This is a genomic window from Streptomyces sp. NPDC017936, from assembly GCF_044328485.1.
Classification (GTDB): Bacteria; Actinomycetota; Actinomycetes; order Streptomycetales; family Streptomycetaceae; genus Streptomyces.
In genome coordinates this window covers 402,822-420,968 of record NZ_JBIRHK010000004.1, presented here as the reverse complement: position 1 = coordinate 420,968, position 18,147 = coordinate 402,822, and the positions used below count along the sequence as shown (strand labels likewise).

18 protein-coding genes are annotated in these 18,147 nt (G+C 72.8%); 11 read left to right on the top strand and 7 right to left on the bottom strand.

The window, feature by feature from the left end; genetic code table 11:
* Positions 1–252 precede the first annotated feature (252 nt).
* On the bottom strand, positions 253–621 hold the full coding sequence (locus ACH4F6_RS11320; RefSeq protein ID WP_397959746.1) for a DUF192 domain-containing protein: 369 nt from the start codon (positions 619–621) through the stop codon (positions 253–255).
* 148 nt (positions 622–769) lie between these two features.
* Between ACH4F6_RS11320 and ACH4F6_RS11315 the strand changes: the two genes are divergently transcribed.
* The 7 genes from ACH4F6_RS11315 (at position 770) to ACH4F6_RS11285 (ending at position 9,423) form a co-directional block, all read left to right on the top strand.
* Complete coding sequence (locus ACH4F6_RS11315) at positions 770–1,648, top strand: LLM class flavin-dependent oxidoreductase (RefSeq protein WP_397959745.1); 879 nt, start codon at positions 770–772, stop codon at positions 1,646–1,648.
* A gap of 97 nt (positions 1,649–1,745) precedes the next feature.
* Entirely contained in the window at positions 1,746–2,546 is an 801-nt protein-coding gene (locus ACH4F6_RS11310) for a class I SAM-dependent methyltransferase (protein ID WP_397959744.1), read from the top strand.
* A 989-nt stretch (positions 2,547–3,535) separates the two neighbouring features.
* On the top strand, positions 3,536–4,309 hold the full coding sequence (locus tag ACH4F6_RS11305) for an isoprenyl transferase (RefSeq protein ID WP_397959743.1): 774 nt from the start codon (positions 3,536–3,538) through the stop codon (positions 4,307–4,309).
* Between the two features lie 362 nt (positions 4,310–4,671).
* Positions 4,672–5,997, top strand: coding sequence for a PhoH family protein (locus ACH4F6_RS11300; protein WP_397959742.1), 1,326 nt, complete (start codon positions 4,672–4,674; stop codon positions 5,995–5,997).
* A 462-nt stretch (positions 5,998–6,459) separates the two neighbouring features.
* Positions 6,460–7,143, top strand: coding sequence for a transglycosylase SLT domain-containing protein (locus ACH4F6_RS11295; protein WP_397959740.1), 684 nt, complete (start codon positions 6,460–6,462; stop codon positions 7,141–7,143).
* A 59-nt stretch (positions 7,144–7,202) separates the two neighbouring features.
* The gene (locus tag ACH4F6_RS11290) at positions 7,203–7,928 is read left to right on the top strand and encodes a transglycosylase SLT domain-containing protein (RefSeq protein WP_397959738.1); all 726 of its coding nucleotides are present in this window, start codon (positions 7,203–7,205) and stop codon (positions 7,926–7,928) included.
* Positions 7,929–8,061: 133 nt separating this feature from the next.
* Positions 8,062–9,423, top strand: coding sequence for an AI-2E family transporter (locus tag ACH4F6_RS11285; protein WP_397959736.1), 1,362 nt, complete (start codon positions 8,062–8,064; stop codon positions 9,421–9,423).
* 87 nt (positions 9,424–9,510) lie between these two features.
* Here the strand turns inward: ACH4F6_RS11285 and ACH4F6_RS11280 are convergent, their stop codons facing one another.
* Positions 9,511–10,044 (bottom strand): alkyl hydroperoxide reductase, encoded by a 534-nt coding sequence (locus tag ACH4F6_RS11280; protein ID WP_397959734.1) that lies wholly within the window; start codon positions 10,042–10,044, stop codon positions 9,511–9,513.
* 286 nt (positions 10,045–10,330) lie between these two features.
* Here ACH4F6_RS11280 and ACH4F6_RS11275 point away from each other — a divergent pair, with 286 nt between their 5' ends.
* From ACH4F6_RS11275 to ACH4F6_RS11260, 4 genes are all read left to right on the top strand, one after another.
* Entirely contained in the window at positions 10,331–11,275 is a 945-nt protein-coding gene (locus ACH4F6_RS11275) for a LysR substrate-binding domain-containing protein (protein ID WP_397959732.1), read from the top strand.
* Positions 11,276–11,451: 176 nt separating this feature from the next.
* Positions 11,452–12,306, top strand: coding sequence for a MarR family transcriptional regulator (locus ACH4F6_RS11270; RefSeq protein WP_397959730.1), 855 nt, complete (start codon positions 11,452–11,454; stop codon positions 12,304–12,306).
* A gap of 45 nt (positions 12,307–12,351) precedes the next feature.
* Positions 12,352–12,747, top strand: a complete 396-nt coding sequence (locus tag ACH4F6_RS11265; protein WP_397959728.1) for a roadblock/LC7 domain-containing protein — start codon at positions 12,352–12,354, stop codon at positions 12,745–12,747.
* Between the two features lie 4 nt (positions 12,748–12,751).
* Complete coding sequence (locus ACH4F6_RS11260) at positions 12,752–13,180, top strand: hypothetical protein (protein ID WP_397959727.1); 429 nt, start codon at positions 12,752–12,754, stop codon at positions 13,178–13,180.
* 69 nt (positions 13,181–13,249) lie between these two features.
* On the opposite strand, the gene ACH4F6_RS11255 is transcribed toward ACH4F6_RS11260, so the two are convergent.
* The 5 genes from ACH4F6_RS11255 to ACH4F6_RS11235 form a co-directional block, all read right to left on the bottom strand.
* On the bottom strand, positions 13,250–15,589 hold the full coding sequence (locus ACH4F6_RS11255; protein ID WP_397959726.1) for an ABC transporter permease: 2,340 nt from the start codon (positions 15,587–15,589) through the stop codon (positions 13,250–13,252).
* Entirely contained in the window at positions 15,586–16,275 is a 690-nt protein-coding gene (locus ACH4F6_RS11250) for an ABC transporter ATP-binding protein (RefSeq protein ID WP_397959845.1), read from the bottom strand. Before ACH4F6_RS11250 ends, ACH4F6_RS11255 begins: the two co-directional genes overlap by 4 nt.
* Before the next feature lie 2 nt (positions 16,276–16,277).
* A complete protein-coding gene (locus tag ACH4F6_RS11245; protein ID WP_397959725.1) occupies positions 16,278–16,802 on the bottom strand; it encodes a PadR family transcriptional regulator in 525 nt (174 codons plus the stop codon).
* Between the two features lie 162 nt (positions 16,803–16,964).
* On the bottom strand, positions 16,965–17,222 hold the full coding sequence (locus tag ACH4F6_RS11240; RefSeq protein ID WP_397959724.1) for a hypothetical protein: 258 nt from the start codon (positions 17,220–17,222) through the stop codon (positions 16,965–16,967).
* A complete protein-coding gene (locus ACH4F6_RS11235) occupies positions 17,219–18,112 on the bottom strand; it encodes an SPFH domain-containing protein (protein ID WP_397959843.1) in 894 nt (297 codons plus the stop codon). Before ACH4F6_RS11235 ends, ACH4F6_RS11240 begins: the two co-directional genes overlap by 4 nt.
* Positions 18,113–18,147 lie beyond the last annotated feature (35 nt).

The window sequence follows — 18,147 nt, the reverse complement described above, 5'->3', positions numbered from 1 at the left end:
CGTCACCGACGATCACGTTACCGTCACCCACGGTGCTCTCTTCGCAGCTGGTTCCTGACTGGCTGAGTTCTTGTACTCGTACGACAGGACCCTGATCGGGCGGACGAGGTGGTCCACGTCTGCGACCAGCGTGGAGGAATCGCTTCCGGCATGAGGGGAAATTGGCTGAAACCGCACACCCGCCCGCGCCCCCACTCCGCTGTGGCCGCCTCCGCCCCCAGTGCGCGCCGAGCTCGCGGTCGAAACCACCGCCTACGGCCCCTCGTCGGCCCGCACGCCGACCACCACTCCGGCCCGCACCCCCCACCCCGCCATGGCCCCCGCCCCCGCCTCCAGGACGTGCCGTGCCCGGAGGCGGGGCAGTCCCAGGCGGCCGGGGCGCATGGTGCGCACGGTGAGCACCCTCATCCTCCGATCGAGGTACGCCACGTCGATCGCCATCCGCATCCCGAAGGTGTGCACGCTGTTCGCGGGGGACAGGAGCATCGCCCCGTCCACCGAGTCCCGGCCGAGCAGTCCCCTCCTGCGGGCGCGGTAGGAGGCGGCGATCTCCAGGGGGACCCGGGGGCCGGCCTCCCCGCCCACGACGAGTTCCCCCCGCCCGTCACGCCAGCGCGCCATGCCCGGTCTCCCCTCGGCCGTGTGGCTACCCTCTGCACGGTAGCGAGCCGGGACACGAGGGGTGGCCCTGCTGCGCTACGCGGTGACGCGCTGAGCGCGGGTTCGTAAAGCGGTTGTCGCCGCACCGACCGGCCGCTAGGAAGATCCCATGACCCGACTCGGCGCCATCTACCGACCCCAACTGCCCCCGGAGCGGCTGCGCGACATCGCCCGGCTGGCCGACCGCACCGGGCTCGACGAGCTGTGGCTGTGGGAGGACTGTTTCCTGGAGGGCGGGATCTCCGCGGCGGCGGCCGCGCTCGCGTGGACGGAACGGGTGCGGGTCGGGGTGGGGCTGCTGCCCGTGCCGCTGCGCAACGTCGCCCTGACCGCGATGGAGGCCGCCACCCTGCACCGGATGTTCCCGGGACGCGTCACCCTGGGCGTCGGCCACGGCGTCCAGGACTGGATGGGCCAGGTCGGTGCCCGCGTCGAGTCCCCGCTGACGCTGCTGCGCGAGTACACCGTGGCGCTGCGCGGCCTGCTGAACGGGGAGCGGATCACGACGCGGGGGCGGTACGTGACGCTGGACGACGTCGCCCTCGACTGGCCCCCGCAGGGCGGCGCCGAGGTGCTGGTCGGCGGGATCGGGCCGCGCACCCTGCGGCTGTCGGGCGAGGTCGCGGACGGCACCATCCTCAACGAGGTCTTCTCACCGGACGGTGTGCGCGAGGCCCGCCGGATCGTCGGGGAGGGACGGGCGGCGGCCGGACGCGACCCGGAGCGCGCGCACCGGACGGTCGTCTACCTCTTCGCCGCCACCGGGCCGGACGCCTCCGCCCGCCTCGGGCGCGAGCTGAGCGCGACCGGACTCACCGACGTCACCGGCCTGGGTGTCGCGGGCGACGCCGCCCGGGTCGCCGAGACCGTGCAGCGCTTCGCCGACGCCGGTGCCGACACGGTCGTCCTCCTCCCGACCGCCGACGAGCCCGACCCCGAGGGCTTCGTGCGCTTCGCCGGGGACGAGGTACGGCCGCTGGTGAAGTGAGGCCACCGGGGACGCGTGGCGACGGGACGAGACGGGGACGGGGGCGGGTGGCGGCGTGGCCGGGACGGGTGGTGACGGGACGGGGGCGGGTGGCGGCGTGGCCGGGACGGGCGACCGCGGGAGCCGTTCCTTCGACGACCTCGTCGCCGAAGGGGTCGCCGTGCCCACCGAGGGATGGGACTTCTCCTGGTTCGAGGGGCGCGCCACCGAGGCGCGGCCCTCGTGGGGGTACGCGGTGTCCCTCGCGGAGCGGCTGGCCGGCGCGGGCGCGGCACTGGACGTGCAGACCGGGGGAGGGGAGGTCCTGGACTTCGCCCTCGGCCGGGCCGCCCCGAAGGCGCCCGTGCTCACCGTCGCGACCGAGGGCTGGCCGGCGAACGTCGCCAGGGCCACCGCCCTGCTCCGCCCGCGCGGCGTCGCCGTCGTGGCCTCCGCCGAGGACGCGCCGCTGCCCTTCGCGGACGGCGCCTTCGACCTCGTCTCCAGCCGCCACCCGGTACGGCCCCTGTGGGAGGAGATCGCGCGCGTCCTGCGGCCGGGCGGCACGTACTTCGCCCAGCACGTGGGACCGCGCAGCGTCTTCGAACTCGTCGAGCACTTCCTGGGACCCCTGCCGGAGGAGGTGCGCGGCGCACGCCACCCCGACCGGGAGCGCGCCGACGCCGAGGCGGCCGGCCTCGAGGTCGTCGACCTGCGGGCCGAGCGCCTCCGCGTGGAGTTCCACGACGTCGCCGCCGTCGTCCACTTCCTGCGCAAGGTGGTGTGGATGGTGCCGGGCTTCACGGTGGCGGCCCACGAGCCCCGGCTCCGCGCGCTGCACCGGAGGATCGAGTCGGAGGGCCCGTTCGTCGCGCACAGCACCCGCCACCTCTTCGAGGCCCGTAAGCCGAACCGGTGACCCGGCCCCTCGTCGGTGTCGGTAACTCCGCTTCGGCGTGGGGGAGTTCACGGGCGGGAAGCCGGAAAGCGGGCCGTGCCGTCCGGCCGGCGGTCCGGCGGCCGGGAGCGTCCGGCGGGCGGGCCCCGCGTACGGCGGGACCGCCTCCGCGCGGCCCCGCGGCCCCCTGCCGGGGAGTTGGCCGGGAACCGCCGCCCGCGGCCGCCGCGCGTTCCGCTCGCGCCGGCTGCTCGTGGAGGTCACGGCGCCGATGCCACGCCCGGCGGAGGGGGGACCCCCGTCCTCGACGGGCGGCGACGGACGGCGGAGGGCAGCGAAGGGCGACGAAGGACGGCGAAGAGCGGCGGCGGAATGGTGCAATCCTGGAAAGTTCACGACAGAACGGCTGTCATCTGCACAGGGTTTCCACATCGTTACCGCGAACGGCTCGCATCTCCGTCCGGCCTCACGTAAGTTCAGGCCCAGGCAATTCGCGTGAGCAAAGCTGCGCGGGCGTCACCGCGCAGTGGAGGGGGCTGCGCGGTGACGCGTGCGTCAAGGGACACGCGGATCCGGTGTAGCCCGTCGGGGGGACCGCCGTGCGGAAGCGCGCGCGTGTCCGACGCAGGCCGAAGTGGGGTCGATACCTCCACTTCGCCGCCGAACGGCCCCGTTCGCCTGTGAATCCGCCGTCTTCCGGCCATGAACCACCCGAAATCCCGGCCCCCGGTGGCCACCGAACCGTCGCCGCGCGATTTCGGAGAGTAATTGTTCCGCGCCGATGCACGCGGCATCCCTCACGAAGGGTTATGGTGGAAACCCCCCCTCGGGCCGGTCCGTCTCCCCCCCACGGACCGGCCCGTTTTTCTTGTCCGCCCGTCGCCCGCCGAAGAGGCGCTCGCGCGGGCGGCCCCGGAGCGCGCCGCCACCCACCCGCGCGACCCGGCGCCCCGCGGGGGTAGGCTTGCGGCCCGCGGGGACCGCATCCGCACGGAGGGGCTGACAATCACGTGAACCTGCGCGACAAGCTGCGCGGCCTGTTGGTGAGGCTGTACGCGCGCCGGGTGGAAGGCCACCTGGACCACGCTCAGGTGCCCAAGCACATCGGCGTCATCATGGACGGCAACCGCCGCTGGGCGAAGGCCGCCGGCTCCACCACCGTGCACGGCCACCGGGCCGGAGCCGACAAGATCGAGGAGTTCCTCGGCTGGTGCTCCGAGACGGACGTCGAGGTCGTCACCCTCTGGCTGCTGTCCACCGACAACTTCGACCGCGCCCAGGAAGAGCTCGTCCCCCTCCTCGGCATCATCGAGGACGTCGTGCGCACCCTCGCCGCCGACGGCCGCTGGCGCGTGCACCACGTCGGCACGCGCGACCTCCTGCCGGCCGGCATGCAGCGCACGCTGAAGGAGGCCGAGGAGGCCACCGCCGAGACCGACGGCATACTCGTCAACGTCGCCATCGGCTACGGCGGCCGCCAGGAGATCGCCGACGCCGTGCGCTCGATGGTCCTCGACGCCCAGGACAAGGGCGTCTCCATGGAGGAGCTCGCCGAGTCCGTCGACATCGACATGATCGGCCGCCACCTCTACACCGGCGCCCAGCCCGACCCCGACCTCGTGATCCGCACCAGCGGCGAGCAGCGGCTGTCCGGATTCATGCTGTGGCAGACGGCCCACTCGGAGTACTACTTCTGCGACGTGTTCTGGCCGGCCTTCCGCAAGGTCGACTTCCTGCGCGCCCTGCGCGACTACGCGGCCCGGCACCGCCGTTACGGCGGCTGACGCACGCGTCCCGCCGCACGCGCCACACCCGCCGCACCCCGGTGAGCAGCACCGGGAACACCTCCCGGGGAGCCGTACGGGACGGAAGTAACGAGGTGTTCACCGGCGCGCCGTCATATGCCGTGGCATGGCGGCGCTTGTTCGAGGGCATAGACCAAGCAGGTCGGCGCCCGAACCACGGGTGCCGGATCCTCAGCGGACGGCACGGGGCCGTCCGCCCGGGAGGCCCTTTGCACCAGCCCGATCGTGCGGTCAGCACGGACGCAGCGGAGGGCCGGTTTTCGGCCCGTGCAGGGCGGCCGACTTCCGGTCCAGCTCCACTCCGTCGCTCCCCGACCTCATCCGAGGGGGTACGTCCTTCCGTGGTGACCAGCACAAAGCGCCACAAGCCCGACCGGCGCACCTACGTTCTCGACACCAGCGTCCTGCTGGCCGACCCGAACGCCCTGACCCGCTTCGACGAGCACGAGGTCGTGCTCCCCATCGTCGTGGTCACGGAGCTGGAGGCCAAGCGGCACCATCCCGAACTCGGTTACTTCGCCCGGCAGGCCCTGCGCCTGCTCGACGACTACCGGGTGAAGTACGGACGCCTCGACGCCCCCATCCCGATCGGGGAACTGGGCGGAACCATCCGTGTCGAGCTCAACCACTCGGACCCCAGCGTGCTGCCCACCGGCTACCGCCTGGGTGACAACGACTCACGCATCCTCGCGGTCGCCCGCAACCTGCAGGCCGAGGGGTTCGACGTCACCGTCGTGTCGAAGGACCTCCCGCTCAGGATCAAGGCGTCCTCGGTCGGGCTCCTCGCCGAGGAGTACCGGGCGGAGCTCGCCATCACGGACGCCTCCGGCTGGACCGGGATGTCCGAACTGAACCTGTCGGGCGAGCAGGTGGACGTCCTCTTCGACGAGGGACACGTGTACGTGCCGGAGGCGGCCGACCTCCCCGTGCACACCGGCCTGACCATCCAGTCCGAGCGGGGCAAGGCGCTCGGCCGGGTGACGCCCGAGGGCAACGTCCGCCTGGTGCGGGGCGACCGGGAGGCGTTCGGCATCAAGGGCCGCAGCGCCGAACAGCGCATCGCGCTGGACCTGCTGCTCGACCCGGACGTCGGGATCGTGTCCATGGGCGGCCGGGCCGGCACCGGAAAGTCGGCGCTCGCCCTGTGCGCGGGCCTGGAGGCGGTCCTGGAGCGCCGCCAGCACCAGAAGGTGATGGTCTTCCGTCCGCTGTACGCGGTGGGCGGGCAGGAGCTGGGCTACCTGCCCGGCACCGAGGCCGAGAAGATGAGCCCGTGGGCGCAGGCGGTGTTCGACACGCTGTCGGCGGTCACCAGCCGCGAGGTCATCGAGGAGGTCACCGCCCGCGGCATGCTGGAGGTCCTCCCGCTCACCCACATCCGCGGCCGCTCGCTGCACGACGCGTTCGTGATCGTGGACGAGGCCCAGTCGCTGGAAAGGAACGTGCTGCTGACCGTTCTGTCCCGGATCGGCGCCAATTCCCGGGTCGTTCTGACCCACGATGTGGCGCAAAGGGACAATCTGAGGGTCGGCCGTTATGACGGAGTGGTCGCCGTCGTGGAGAAGCTGAAGGGGCATCCGCTCTTCGCGCACGTCACCCTCAACCGGTCCGAGAGGTCCCAGATCGCCGCCCTGGTGACCGAAATGCTGGAGGACGGACAGATCTGACCGGACCGCCCGAATGCACCGGGCCCACGGGACGGCCGGCGCCGTCCGGCAAAGGCTGTGAGCCTAGCCGGACGGCGCCTTGTCATGTAGTCGAACGGTGAAATCCCCGGGGCGGAAAGGGATGTGAGCTTTCACACGCAACCCGGAATTGCCTTGCGGTGTCGGGTTACGGCTAGAGTCTCCATCCTGTCAGGCCCCGCATACGACACACCTGTACCTCCAGGGGTACCGGGCCCCGGCTCCCCAACGGCTTTCGGGCGGTGGGGGAGGTGCGGCACCACAGAGCTCCACCGTCAACTCCATAACGGCCGTCGTATGCCGCCCGAGCACCACGCGGCGCTCCCCAGCGGGGAGTTGCCCACCGGGCCCGCGCCTCCGTGACCCGCAGTTGGGAGGCCAGTGCCAGGGGCACGATTGCGTCCGCCAGGGTCACCGAAGCGGGCGATGCTGGAAGGAAACCGTGTGAGCCGGATCTCGGTCCGGGGATTCGCAGTGGCCTCGGCCACCGCGGTCACCGCCGTCGGAAGCGTCGTCGGCGTTGCCTCGGGCAGCACCGCGCAGACCAACGACGCCGAAACGACGGCGAGCGACTCGACGCTCCTCATGGACATACCTGTCGGCCAGCAGGCCCAGGTGCAGACCGCGTCCCTCACGCAGCAGGCCAGCGTCCAGGCGATCGCCGCGGACGAGAGCGCCAAGAAGGACGCCGAGGAGGCGGCCCGCAAGGCCGCCGCCAAGACCGCGGTCGCGAAGAAGGAGGCCGCCGAGAAGGCGGCCGAGGAAGCCAAGGAGCGCGCCGAGGCCAAGGCCGCGGCGAGCCGCAGCGCGTCCGACTTCCCGGTCCAGAGCTCCTACAGCATCGCGCAGATCCAGGCGATGGCGGCACAGATGGTCCCCAGCGGCCAGTTCCAGTGCTTCAGCAACATCGTGGACCACGAGTCCAGCTGGAACTACCGGGCCGTCAACCCGTCCTCCGGCGCCTACGGCCTCTTCCAGGCCCTGCCCGGCTCCAAGATGTCGTCCGTCGGCTCCGACTGGCAGACGAACCCGGCCACCCAGATCAAGTGGGGCCTGAACTACATGAACGACCGGTACGGCAGTCCCTGCGACGCCTGGTCGTTCTGGCAGGCCAACCACTGGTACTGAGCCCACGCGGCCCGGGCCGTTCCTCCTTCCACCTGACGAAGCGGCAGTAAGGAAAGCGTGTGAACGGGATATCGGTCCGGGGATTCGCCGTGGCCTCGGCGACCGCGGTCACGGCGGTCGGATCGGTCGTGGGGGTGGCCCAGGGCGGCGCCGCACAGCACTCCGACGACGCCCTGACGACGGCGGGCGAGTCCACCCTCCTGGCGGACTTACCCGAGGGGCAGCAGGTCCGGGTGCAGGACGCCGCGCTGACCGAGCAGGCGGACGCCCAGGGCCTCGCGGCGTACGCGACCGCCAGGAAGACGGCGGAGGAGACGGCCCGCAAGCAGGCGGCCGAGGAAGCGGTGGCCAAGCAGAAGGCCGCCGCGGACAAGGCGAAGGCCAAGGCGCTCCAGGAGGCCGAGGACCGCGCGAAGGCGGAAGCGGAAGCGCGCACGGAGACCGGCGGCGACTCGGCCGGCGCCGTCGTCGGCCTCGCCCAGCAGTCGTCGTACACCGTCGCCGAGGTCCAGGCCATCGCCCGCCGGATCGTGCCCGGCGACCAGTTCCAGTGCTTCAGCAACATCGTGGACCACGAGTCGACCTGGAACTACCGGGCCGTCAACCCGTCCTCCGGCGCCTACGGTCTCGTCCAGGCCTACCCCGCCTCGAAGATGTCGTCCGCCGGCGCCGACTGGCGGACCAATCCGGCCACCCAGATCAAGTGGGGCCTGAACTACATGAACGAGCGGTACGGCAGCCCCTGCGACGCCTGGGCCTTCTGGCAGGCCAACGGCTCCTACTGAGTCCCGCCCGCGCGGCCGCTCAACCTTCCGCCGGCCCCTCCCCGTCCTAGGGAGAGGGGCTCTCGCCCTGTACGGTCGTAAACCGACGACTCCAGGGGGAGTGGTGGGGAGAGACGGGGGAAGAGGACGGATCATGTCGCGACTGCCAGGGTGGCTCGGCCGGCTCGGCGCAGGGCTGACGGAGATGGGGGAGCGGCTCGACGAACGCCGAGCCGAGGTCCGGGGGAACGACGGGGAGGGCGACGAGCCCGCCGCGGCGCCGCCCGGCACCCCCGTGGACCCCGTCGAGGAACTGCCGCCCCCCGCCCCCCGCCCCGACCCCGCGCAGGTCGTGCCGTGGGGTGTCCGCGTGGCCGCCGAGGCGGGCTGGCGGCTGCTGGTGCTCGCGGGGACCGTCTGGGTGCTGATGAAGGTCATCAGCGCCGTCCAGCTCGTCGTGCTGGCCTTCGTGGTGGCGCTGCTGCTGACCGCCCTGCTGGAGCCGACCGTCGCCCGCCTCAAGCGGCTGGGCGTCCCGCGGGGGCCCGCGACCGCGCTGACGGCGATCCTCGGGTTCGTCGTCATCGGCCTGATGGGCTGGTTCGTGACCTGGCAGGTCATGGAGAACATCGACGACCTGTCCGACCAGGTCCAGGACGGCATCGACGATCTGCGGCGGTGGCTGCTCAACAGCCCCTTCCACGTCACCGACAAGCAGATCAACGGCATCGCCAAGAACCTGCGGGACGCGGTCGGCGCCAACACCGACGAGATCACCTCGGCGGGCCTGGAGGGCGTCACCGTCGTCGTCGAGACCCTCACCGGCATCCTGCTGGCGTTCTTCGCGACGCTGTTCCTGCTCTACGACGGCAAGCGCATCTGGCAGTGGACGCTCAGGCTGGTCCCGGCCGCCGCCCGGCCCGGCGTGGCGGGCGCGGGTCCGCGGGCCTGGGCGACGCTCACGGCCTACGTCCGCGGCACGGTGATCGTCGCGTTGATCGACGCCATCTTCATCGGGCTCGGCATCTACTTCCTCGACGTGCCCATGGCCGTCCCGCTCGCCGTGTTCATCTTCCTGTTCTCCTTCATCCCGCTGGTCGGCGCGGTCGCCTCCGGCGCGCTGGCCGTCGTGGTCGCGCTGGTGACCCAGGGGGTGTTCACCGCGGTGATGACCCTGGTGGTCGTCCTCGCCGTGCAGCAGATCGAGGGCCACATCCTCCAGCCGTTCATCCTCGGCCGCGCGGTGCGCGTCCATCCGCTGGCAGTGGTCCTCGCGGTCGCCTCCGGCGGCATGGTGGCCGGCATCGGGGGCGCGGTGGTGGCCGTGCCGCTGGTGGCGGTGACCAACACGGTGGTGGGCTACCTGCACGCGCACTCCAGGGAGTCGGCGCTGCGGCAGGCGCCGCGGCCGCGGGGGGCGACGGCGGTGGACGCCGCGCCGGTGGCCCCGGTGAGCCCGCCCCCGGAGCCGGCCCCCGGGGACGAAGGGGGTGCCCCCGTTCGGGCGGAGCCGTGAGCGGGGAGGACGAGGGCGGCGGGGGCGGAAACGCACTCGGGCCCCGGCCACCACCAGGGTGAACGGGGCCCGCGGCACGGGGCCGGCCTACTCGGGGAGGATCGCCTCCGCGTCCAGCGTCACGCCGACCGCCTGGATCACCGAGGCGATCTTGAACGCCTCCTGGACCACCTCACGCTCGACGCCCGCCTTGCGCAGCACCCGCTCGTGCGAGTCGAGGCACGCGCCGCAGCCGTTGACGGCGGAGACGGCGAGCGACCACAGCTCGAAGTCGACCTTGTCGACACCGGGGTTGCCGATGACGTTCATCCGCAGGCCCGCGGGCAGGGTGCCGTACGCGTGGTCCGACAGCAGGTGGCGGGTGCGGTGGAAGACGTTGTTCACCGCCATGATCGCCGCGGCCGACCGGGCCGCGGTGTACGCCTCCGGCGAGAGGTTCGCCTTCGCCTCCGGCGCCAGCTCGCGCAGCACGATCGGGGAGCGCGAGGCGATCGCGGTCGCCAGCACGGTGCCCCACAGCTGCTGCGCGGGCAGGCCGGAGCGGTCGATGACGGAGTCCAGGTTGAGCCTCAGGTCCTTGGCGTAGTCCGGTACGGCGGCCTTCAGCGCGTCCAGCGACATCCCGGCTCACTCCCCGGCCGGCAGCGCGACCGGGTCGAGGGTGTCCTCGCCCTTCTCCGGTGAGACACGGGCGGTCGGTCCGGCCTCGGGGAACTTGTCACCGACAGGGGGCACGCGCTCTCCTCGCAGCGAGGAAGCGTCCGGATCGCGGGCGCTTCCCGGGGGTGGGACGACTGCGATCGTGACACATGGTCCATTGATCATGGAAATGATTACACTCGGTCGTGTTGATCGGAGGCGGTTATCAGTGACGGCGGGCCATGCGGGTGCCAAGAATGCGGGCGGGGTGCCGGCCAAGCGGCGCCGGCCCAGTCTGGCCCAGCTGCGGGCCTTCGTGGCCGTCGCCGAGCACCTGCACTTCCGGGACGCGGCCGCCGCCATCGGCATGAGCCAGCCGGCCCTGTCCGGAGCCGTCTCCGCGCTGGAGGAAGTGCTCGGGGTGACCCTCCTGGAGCGCACGACGCGCAAGGTGCTGCTCTCCCCGGCCGGCGAGCGGCTCGCCGTCCGGGCCAAGGCGGTGCTGGACGAGGTCGGGGCGCTGATGGAGGAGGCCGAGGCGGTGCGGGCGCCCTTCACCGGGGCGCTGCGCCTGGGGGTCATCCCCACGGTCGCGCCCTACCTGCTGCCCGCCGTCCTGCGGCTCGTCCACGACCGCTACCCGCAGCTCGACCTCCAGGTCCACGAGGAGCAGACCGCCGCCCTCGTCGACGGCCTGAACAGCGGACGGCTCGACCTGCTGCTGCTCGCCGTGCCCCTCGGGGTGCCCGGGACGACCGAACTGCCGCTGTTCGACGAGGACTTCGTGCTCGTCACCCCGCTCGGGCACCAGCTGGGCGGCAGGAAGGGCATCCGGCGCGAGGCCCTCAAGGAGCTCGACCTGCTGCTCCTGGACGAGGGGCACTGCCTGCGCGACCAGGCCCTGGACATCTGCCGGGAGGCGGGCCGCGCGGACGCCCCGGTGACCACGACGGCCGCCGGGCTGTCCACGCTCGTCCAGCTGGTCGCCGGCGGGCTCGGCTGCACCCTGCTGCCGCGCACCGCCGTCACCGTCGAGACCAGCCGCTCCACCCGGCTGCGCACCGGCTCCTTCGCCGACCCCGCCCCCACCCGCCGGATCGCCTTCGCGATGCGCACGGGCGCCGCGCGCGGAGCGGAGTACGAGGAGCTGGCGGCCGCCCTGCGGGAGGCGCTGCGGCCGCTGCCGGTACGGGTGCTCGACGCGGACGCGTGATGCCCCCGAGTCGGTCAAATGAGCGTCGGACAAAGAGATTCGGGGCCACCGACGGAGCAACTTCCGTCAGCTGAGAGCAGGTCGGAAACCCGCCGCTGGAACACACGTTCCGGCTGATACACCTTCCCTCCTCAGCGCTACGCGTCAGGCGTGTGTGCGACAGGGCGAGGGGTGTGATGTCGGGCTACGAGCTGCTGGCGCGCCACCTGGCCGCGTGCGGGCGTGACGGATTCACCGGGGACGTGCGGGTGTCCGGCTCGCCCGGCGGCACCGTCCACCTGCGCGGGGGCCTGGTCGTCGCCCTCGAGTCGCCGGGCGCGCCCGGGCCGAAGGCCCTGCTGCTGCGCTCCGGGCGGATCGGCGGCGAGGAGTGGGCCGGCCTGGTGCGCGAGTCCGGCGGTGCGCGCTGGCCGGCCGCGGGGCTCATCGCCCGCGGTTACACGGGGGCCGCCCAGCTCCGGGTCGTCTGCGCGATGGCCCTCCAGGACGCCGCGTTCGCGGTCGTCGCGGGCAGCGTCGACGACTGCGAACGCGGTCCGGCCACCGAACCGCCGCCCGCCGCGGTCGCGGTGGGCGAGCCGCCCACCCGGCTCCTGCAGGACGCGGCCCGCAAGCTCGACGCCCTGCTCGCGCTGCCCTGTCCGGTACGCCCGGAGCGCGAGCGTCCCGTGCCGGCCTCCCCGTCCTTCCCGGCCGACCGGCTGACCGCGCTGCGACACGAGCTGCTCACCCACGCCGACGGCCGCCGCACCGCCCGTGACCTCGCCTTCCTCACCGGGCGCGGGGTCTACACCGTCACGGTCGAGGTGGCCCGGATGCTCGCCGAAGGGCTGCTGGAGTGCCCCGGCGCGCCCGCCCCGATCCCGGTACGGCTGCCGCCCGACGGCGCCGGCATCCGGCCCCGCGACCCCGCCCCGCCCCCGTCCCCGCCGACGGCACCGCCCCCGGACCCGGCCGCCCTGCCCCGCCGCAGGCCCGGCGCCAGCGGCATCAAGGAGTTCTTCCGGCTGCGCAATCCGGCCGGTAGCTGACCGTCCCCCCACGTGAAGTTCCTACGACATAGGGGAGTTGCACCCATGGACCACCAAGCCCTCGCGCGGGAGATGCGCGGCCTGCGCGAGCAGGTGACCGGCATCACCGACACCGCGGTCGCGGCGGCCGACGGGCTGCTCATCGCCGCCGACACCGCCGACTCCATCGACCCCGAGGGCCTCGCCGCCCTCGCCGCGGCCGGCCTCGGCCTCGCCCGCCGCACCGCCGAGGCCACCGACCGGGGCGCCCTGCACCGCACGGTGACGTACGGCAGCCACGGCTGCGCCGCCTTCTACGCGGTCGGCGACAGCGCGCTCATGGTCGTGCTCGGCGACGAGGGCATGGACGTGGACCGTCTGCACCGGGCGACCCAGCCGGCCCTGCGCCGCATCGACCTGATCCTCACCGCAAGGCCGGAGAAAGCCTCCGAAGGAGTCTGAAGGGATGGCGACGAAGCGTATGACCCCCGGTTTCTCCGACCAGGTGATGGGCCTGGTCAAGTCACTGCGTACGGACGCACCCGACTGCGTCGCCTCCGGCGTCGTCGACATGTCGACCGGCATGCTGCTCTCCTACGAGACCGTCGACAACCATCCGCCGGAGGTGCTGGACCTGCTTGCGGGCGCGACCCTCGACCTGTTCCAGGGCCGCACGGTCGTGATGATCGAGGACGTCTTCAAGGAGCGCCGCGGCATCACCGGCGACAACCACTTCTTCCAGGAGATCCTCGTCAACAGTGACAACCTCACCCACCTGTTCGTGCGGATGAACGAGCAGCAGGACGTCGTCGCGGTGGTCGTCTGCCGCAAGTCCGTCAACGTGGGGATGCTGTTCGCGCAGGTGCGGAGGGTGGTGAAGGAGTACCGGCTGTGAGCCCCGGTCCCACGGCACGCCGAAGGCCCCCCACCACGTCGGGCGGGGGGCCGGGCGGCGCGTCGCGGCCTACTCGGTGCGCAGCCCGTCCGGGCGCATCATGCGCAGCAGCGGGGGCAGGCTCAGCAGGGTGACCACGAGGACCACGCCCGCGCCCATGCCGGTCATCCGCAGCACGCTCGGCCAGTCCACGCCGATCGGCGTCGAGGTCATCTTCAGCAGCACGGCGCCCAGGGTCATGCCCACCGCCGAGGCCAGCAGCAGGCCCAGGCCGATCGGGATGGCCGTCTGCCACAGCACCGACAGGCTCAGCGTGCGCCGCCGGGTGCCGAAGGCGACCAGGGCCGACAGCAGCTTGCGGCGTTCCCGCAGCTGCTCCAGCTGGGAGACCAGCAGGCTCGCCCCGATCAGCGCCAGTACGGCGGTGGCGCCGGCGAACAGGCCCGTGCGGATGGTGTCGTAGCGTTCGGAGCGCTCGGTGGCGTACCAGACCGACGCATCGGTCATCGGGTCGAGCGCGGCCGCTGTGTTGCGCACGTGCTCGTGGGCGTACGGCACCGAGTCGTCGACCGCCAGGTACAGCTCTCCCCTCGCCGACTCCGCGACGGCCGGGGGCACCGCGCCCGGGGTCATCAGGAAGCCGCCGCGCAGGTTGCCCGTCGGGTCCTCGACGGAGTCGGCCTGCTTCAGCCCCTGCGGGACGGTCCAGACGACGTCCTCCTCCTCGCCGGCGCCGTCGGAGGACCGCTCCAGGTAGAGCTTCCGGCCCGGCTTGCTCAGGGCCGGGGTGTCGGTGTCGTACGCGCCGCCCCGGACCGTGAACACGTCACCGTCCTCGCACGAGGGCAGCTTCGCCACCTCGCGCAGCGTCGCGCAGTCGCCGATGGTCAGCGAGGCGTAGTGCTCCGGCTCCTGCCGCGAGGGCCGGTCGGCGAGGTAGTCCTCGGACAGCGCGTACACCTTGCGCACGCCCTCGGTCCTCTCGAACTTCGCGGCCGCCGCGGCGAGTTCCGTGCCCTGCTCCAGCTCCACCTGCATCTGGGCCCGCGTCACGTCGTAGCCCGTGCTCTCGGTGTAGTCGTCCTCGACGCCGGCGAACAGCATCTGCAGGGCGATCGCGCCGGCCACCGCCACTGCGATGCCGTTGACCATGCGGGCCGCCGTGCCGCTGCTCAGCTGCAGCCGGCGCACGGCCAGCTGCCAGGACACACTGCCGGAGCCGAGCCGGGCCACGACCGTCTCCACGATCCACGGCAGCAGCGCGGTGACCCCGACGAGCAGGCAGATGACGCCACCGGTGACCAGGTACTGGTTGAAGTCCCCGTTCTCCCGGCCCTGGCCGATCATGGGGGTGAGCATGCCGACCCCGGCCAGCGGCAGCAGCAGCCGCCACCACAGCCGGCGGCGGGCGGGCCGCGCCGCGCGCACCACGCCCAGCGGCTCGATGACCACGCCGCGCAGCGCCAGCAGCGTCACCAGCACCGCGGCGGCCGGGACCGCCACCGCGACCAGCAGCGCCAGCAGGGGCGAGGGGTTCAGGTAGCTCGGGAAGACGCTGATGCCGAACACCTCGAAGGAGGCGGCGAGTTCGCGTCCCGCCAGGAAGAACCCGGTGCCGAGCACCAGCCCCAGCAGCGCTCCGCCGAGCGCCTCTCCCGCGGCGATCCGCCGGGTCATGCCGCCGTCGGAGCCGACCAGCCGCAGCGCGGCCAGCCTGCGGTCGCGCCGTTCGCCGCCGAACCGCACGGCCGCGGCGATGAACACGGCGACCGGCATCAGCAGCACCACGAAGACGACCAGGACCAGCAGCACGAGGACCGGGTCGGTCTCCTCCTCGGTCGGGTTGGGGTTCCCGAAGGCGCCGATGCGCGCCACCGTCGCGTTGTCGATCCGCCGCTCGAGGTCCTCGCCGCCCGCGTAGTAGGCGAGTTCCCGGGAGCCGATGAGCCCCTGCTCGCCGATGGTCCCGACGACGTCGTACGGCAGCCGCTCCCGCAGCAGCCGGCCGCCGTCCGAGGCGAGCAGCTCCTTCAGGGCGGGGGAGACGACCATCTCGCCCGGCGCCGGGTACTCCTCGAGGCCCGGCGGCAGCGGGGCCCGGTCGCCGTCCGGCTGCACCAGCCGGCCGCGCACGTCCCGGCCGTCGAACTCGGTGTCGTTGTCCGCGATGACCAGGGTGTCGTCGGCCTTCTCGGTGACCGTGGAACTGTAGGTGTAGTCGAGGCGCGCGTCCTCGCGCCGGCTGCGTTCCCCCAGCGCGCCGGGCAGGGCGGTGGTGAGCAGCAGCAGCGCCACCCCCAGCCCGACCCCGACGGCGGTGAGCACCGCCCGGATCCACCCCTCGCGCCCGCCGGCGAAGGCGAACCGGATCCCCATGCCGAGGTCCCGCGCCCACCGGCCCGCACTCATACGGCGCGCTCCATGTCCCGGGACCTGCCGTCGCGCACGACGATCTCGCGGTCGGAGTACGCGGCCACCCGCGCCTCGTGCGTGACGAGGACGACGGCGGCGTTGGCGGAGCGGGCGGCGTCGGTGAGCAGTTCCATGACGCGCTCGCCGTTGAGCGAGTCGAGCGCGCCGGTCGGCTCGTCGGCGAACAGCACCCGCGGGCCGGTGACCAGCGCCCGGGCCACCGCGACCCGCTGGCCCTGGCCGCCGGAGACCTCGCCGGGCCGCTTCTTGCGGACGTCGTCGACCTCGAGGCGCTCCATCCAGGTCAGCGCGGCCCGCTCGGCCTCCTTGCGGGACGTGCCGTTCAGCCGCAGCGGCAGGGCGACGTTCTCCACGCAGGTGAGCTCCGGGACGAGCTGCCCGAACTGGAAGACGAAGCCGAACTCCGAGCGCCTGAGCGCGCTGCGCTCGGTGTCGCTCATGGTGGTCAGCTCACGCCCGTTGTACGTGATCGAACCGGAGTCGGGGGTGACGATCCCGGCGAGGCAGTGCAGCAGCGTCGACTTGCCCGACCCGGAGGGTCCCATCACGGCGACGACCTCGCCGGGGTGGATGGAGAAGCCGGCGCCGTCGAGCGCGGTCGTCGGGCCGTAGACCTTGCGCAGGTCCCGCGCGGTGAGCAGGGAGCCGGGGGGAGCGGGCACGGTCATCGGGCCACCGCCTCGCGGAGTCTGTCGAGACGCGCCGCGGTCAGCTCCAGCCAGCGCAGGTCGGCCTCGAGGTGGAACAGGGCGTGGTCGCAGATCAACTGGTCGGCCAGGTCGCCCTTGCGCTTGCGGTCGGTGAGGATCCGCATGCTGCGCAGGTGCTCGGAGCGCTGGGTGTCGAGGATGTCGGCCGCGTCCCGGTGGGTGAGCAGCGCGAGGACGACCTTGGTGTAGAGCGTCGACTGCAGGTACGGCTCGGGCTTCTCGGGCGTGGCGAGCCAGCGGGCGACGTCGGTGATCCCGGCGTCGGTGATGGCGTACCGCTTGCGCTCCGGGCCGCCGCCCGCCTCGATGCCGTCGACTTCGACGAGCCCGTTCTTCAGCAGCCGGGACATCGTCGAGTAGACCTGGCCGTAGTGCAGCGGCCGGTCGTGACCGAACTTCTCGTCGAAGGCCCGCTTCAGGTCGTAACCATGACGGGGCCCGGACTCCAGGAGTCCCAGGAGGGTGTGACCGATGGACATGGGAGGGACTCTACACACGGTGTATACGCGGTGTGTATACGCGGAGTGGACAGCCGGTGGCAGGGGGTGCGGCCGCGCAGGTCGGGGCCGATTGTCACGGTCCTGCTACAGGCGGACGGGCCGCTCGGGTCGACGGGGCCCGGGCCGGGGCTCCCGGGCCGCTCAGGCCGACGGGGGCCTGGGGCCGGAGCCGCCGGGCGGCCGCCCGCGGCGGGGCATCGGCCCGGTCTCCCCGGGCAGCCTCCCCGCGTCCTTCAGCGCCTTGCGCAGCAGGAACTCGATCTGCGCGTTCGCCGACCGCAGGTCGTCCGAGGCCCACCGGGCCAACGCGTCGTACACCAGCGGGTCCAGCCGCAGCAGCACCTGCTTGCGCTGCTGCGGCCGGCGCTGCGGGGATGCGCCCCCGGCGGGATCGGTCACTGGTAGAGCGTTCCCGTGTTGAGCACCGGCTGGGGCGCCCGGTCGCCGCACAGCACCACCATCAGGTTGGAGACCATCGTCGCCTTCCGTTCGTCGTCCAGTTCCACGATGTCGCGCTCGGCGATGCGGGCGAGCGCCGCCTCGACCATGCCGACCGCGCCGTCCACGATCTCGCGGCGCGCCGCGACCACCGCACCCGCCTGCTGCCGCTGGAGCATCGCGGAGGCGATCTCCGGGGCGTAGGCGAGGTGGGTGAAGCGGGACTCGACGATCTGCACCCCGGCCGCCTCCACGCGCGCGTGCAGCTCGACGGCGAGCTTCTCGGTGATCTCCTCGGCGTTGCCGCGCAGCGAGAGCCCGCCCTCGTCGTGGGCGTCGTAGGGGTACTCGATGGCGATGTGCCGGACGGCGGCCTCGGTCTGGGTGGAGACGAACTCGAAGTAGTCGTCCACCTCGAAGGTGGCCTGGGCGGTGTCCTCCACCTTCCACACCACGACCGCGGCCAGCTCTATCGGGTTGCCGTAGGCGTCGTTGACCTTCAGGACCGCGGTCTCGTGGTTGCGGATGCGGGTGGAGATCTTCGCGCGCGAGGTGAGGGGGTTGACCCAGCGCAGCCCGTCCTCGCGGATGGTCCCGCGGTAGCGGCCGAAGAGCTGGACCACCCGGGCCTCGCCCGGGGCCACCATGTTCAGCCCGCCCATCGCCAGGAGCGCGGCGAGGCCGACGAGGATGCCGCCGACGATCAGCGCGGCCTGCGCGGCCGTCGCGGCCACCGCCGTCGCGGCCGCGACCAGTCCGGCGCCGGCGAGCAGCCCGAGCAGGCCCAGCAGCAGCGCGACCCCGCCGCCCACGCTGCGCGCGGGGAACTCCCGCACGCGCGGCGCGGGCATCTCGGGCAGGTCCACGCCGGTCACGGCCTCGGAGG

Coding starts and splice junctions, on each gene's coding strand:
- ACH4F6_RS11320 (WP_397959746.1), bottom strand. CDS start 621: ATGGCGCGCTGGCGTGACGGGCGGGGGGAACTCGTCGTGGGCGGGGAG.
- ACH4F6_RS11315 (WP_397959745.1), top strand. CDS start 770: ATGACCCGACTCGGCGCCATCTACCGACCCCAACTGCCCCCGGAGCGG.
- ACH4F6_RS11285 (WP_397959736.1), top strand. CDS start 8,062: ATGTCGCGACTGCCAGGGTGGCTCGGCCGGCTCGGCGCAGGGCTGACG.
- ACH4F6_RS11280 (WP_397959734.1), bottom strand. CDS start 10,044: ATGTCGCTGGACGCGCTGAAGGCCGCCGTACCGGACTACGCCAAGGAC.
- ACH4F6_RS11270 (WP_397959730.1), top strand. CDS start 11,452: ATGTCGGGCTACGAGCTGCTGGCGCGCCACCTGGCCGCGTGCGGGCGT.
- ACH4F6_RS11265 (WP_397959728.1), top strand. CDS start 12,352: ATGGACCACCAAGCCCTCGCGCGGGAGATGCGCGGCCTGCGCGAGCAG.
- ACH4F6_RS11260 (WP_397959727.1), top strand. CDS start 12,752: ATGGCGACGAAGCGTATGACCCCCGGTTTCTCCGACCAGGTGATGGGC.
- ACH4F6_RS11255 (WP_397959726.1), bottom strand. CDS start 15,589: ATGAGTGCGGGCCGGTGGGCGCGGGACCTCGGCATGGGGATCCGGTTC.
- ACH4F6_RS11245 (WP_397959725.1), bottom strand. CDS start 16,802: ATGTCCATCGGTCACACCCTCCTGGGACTCCTGGAGTCCGGGCCCCGT.
- ACH4F6_RS11235 (WP_397959843.1), bottom strand. CDS start 18,112: ATGCCCGCGCCGCGCGTGCGGGAGTTCCCCGCGCGCAGCGTGGGCGGC.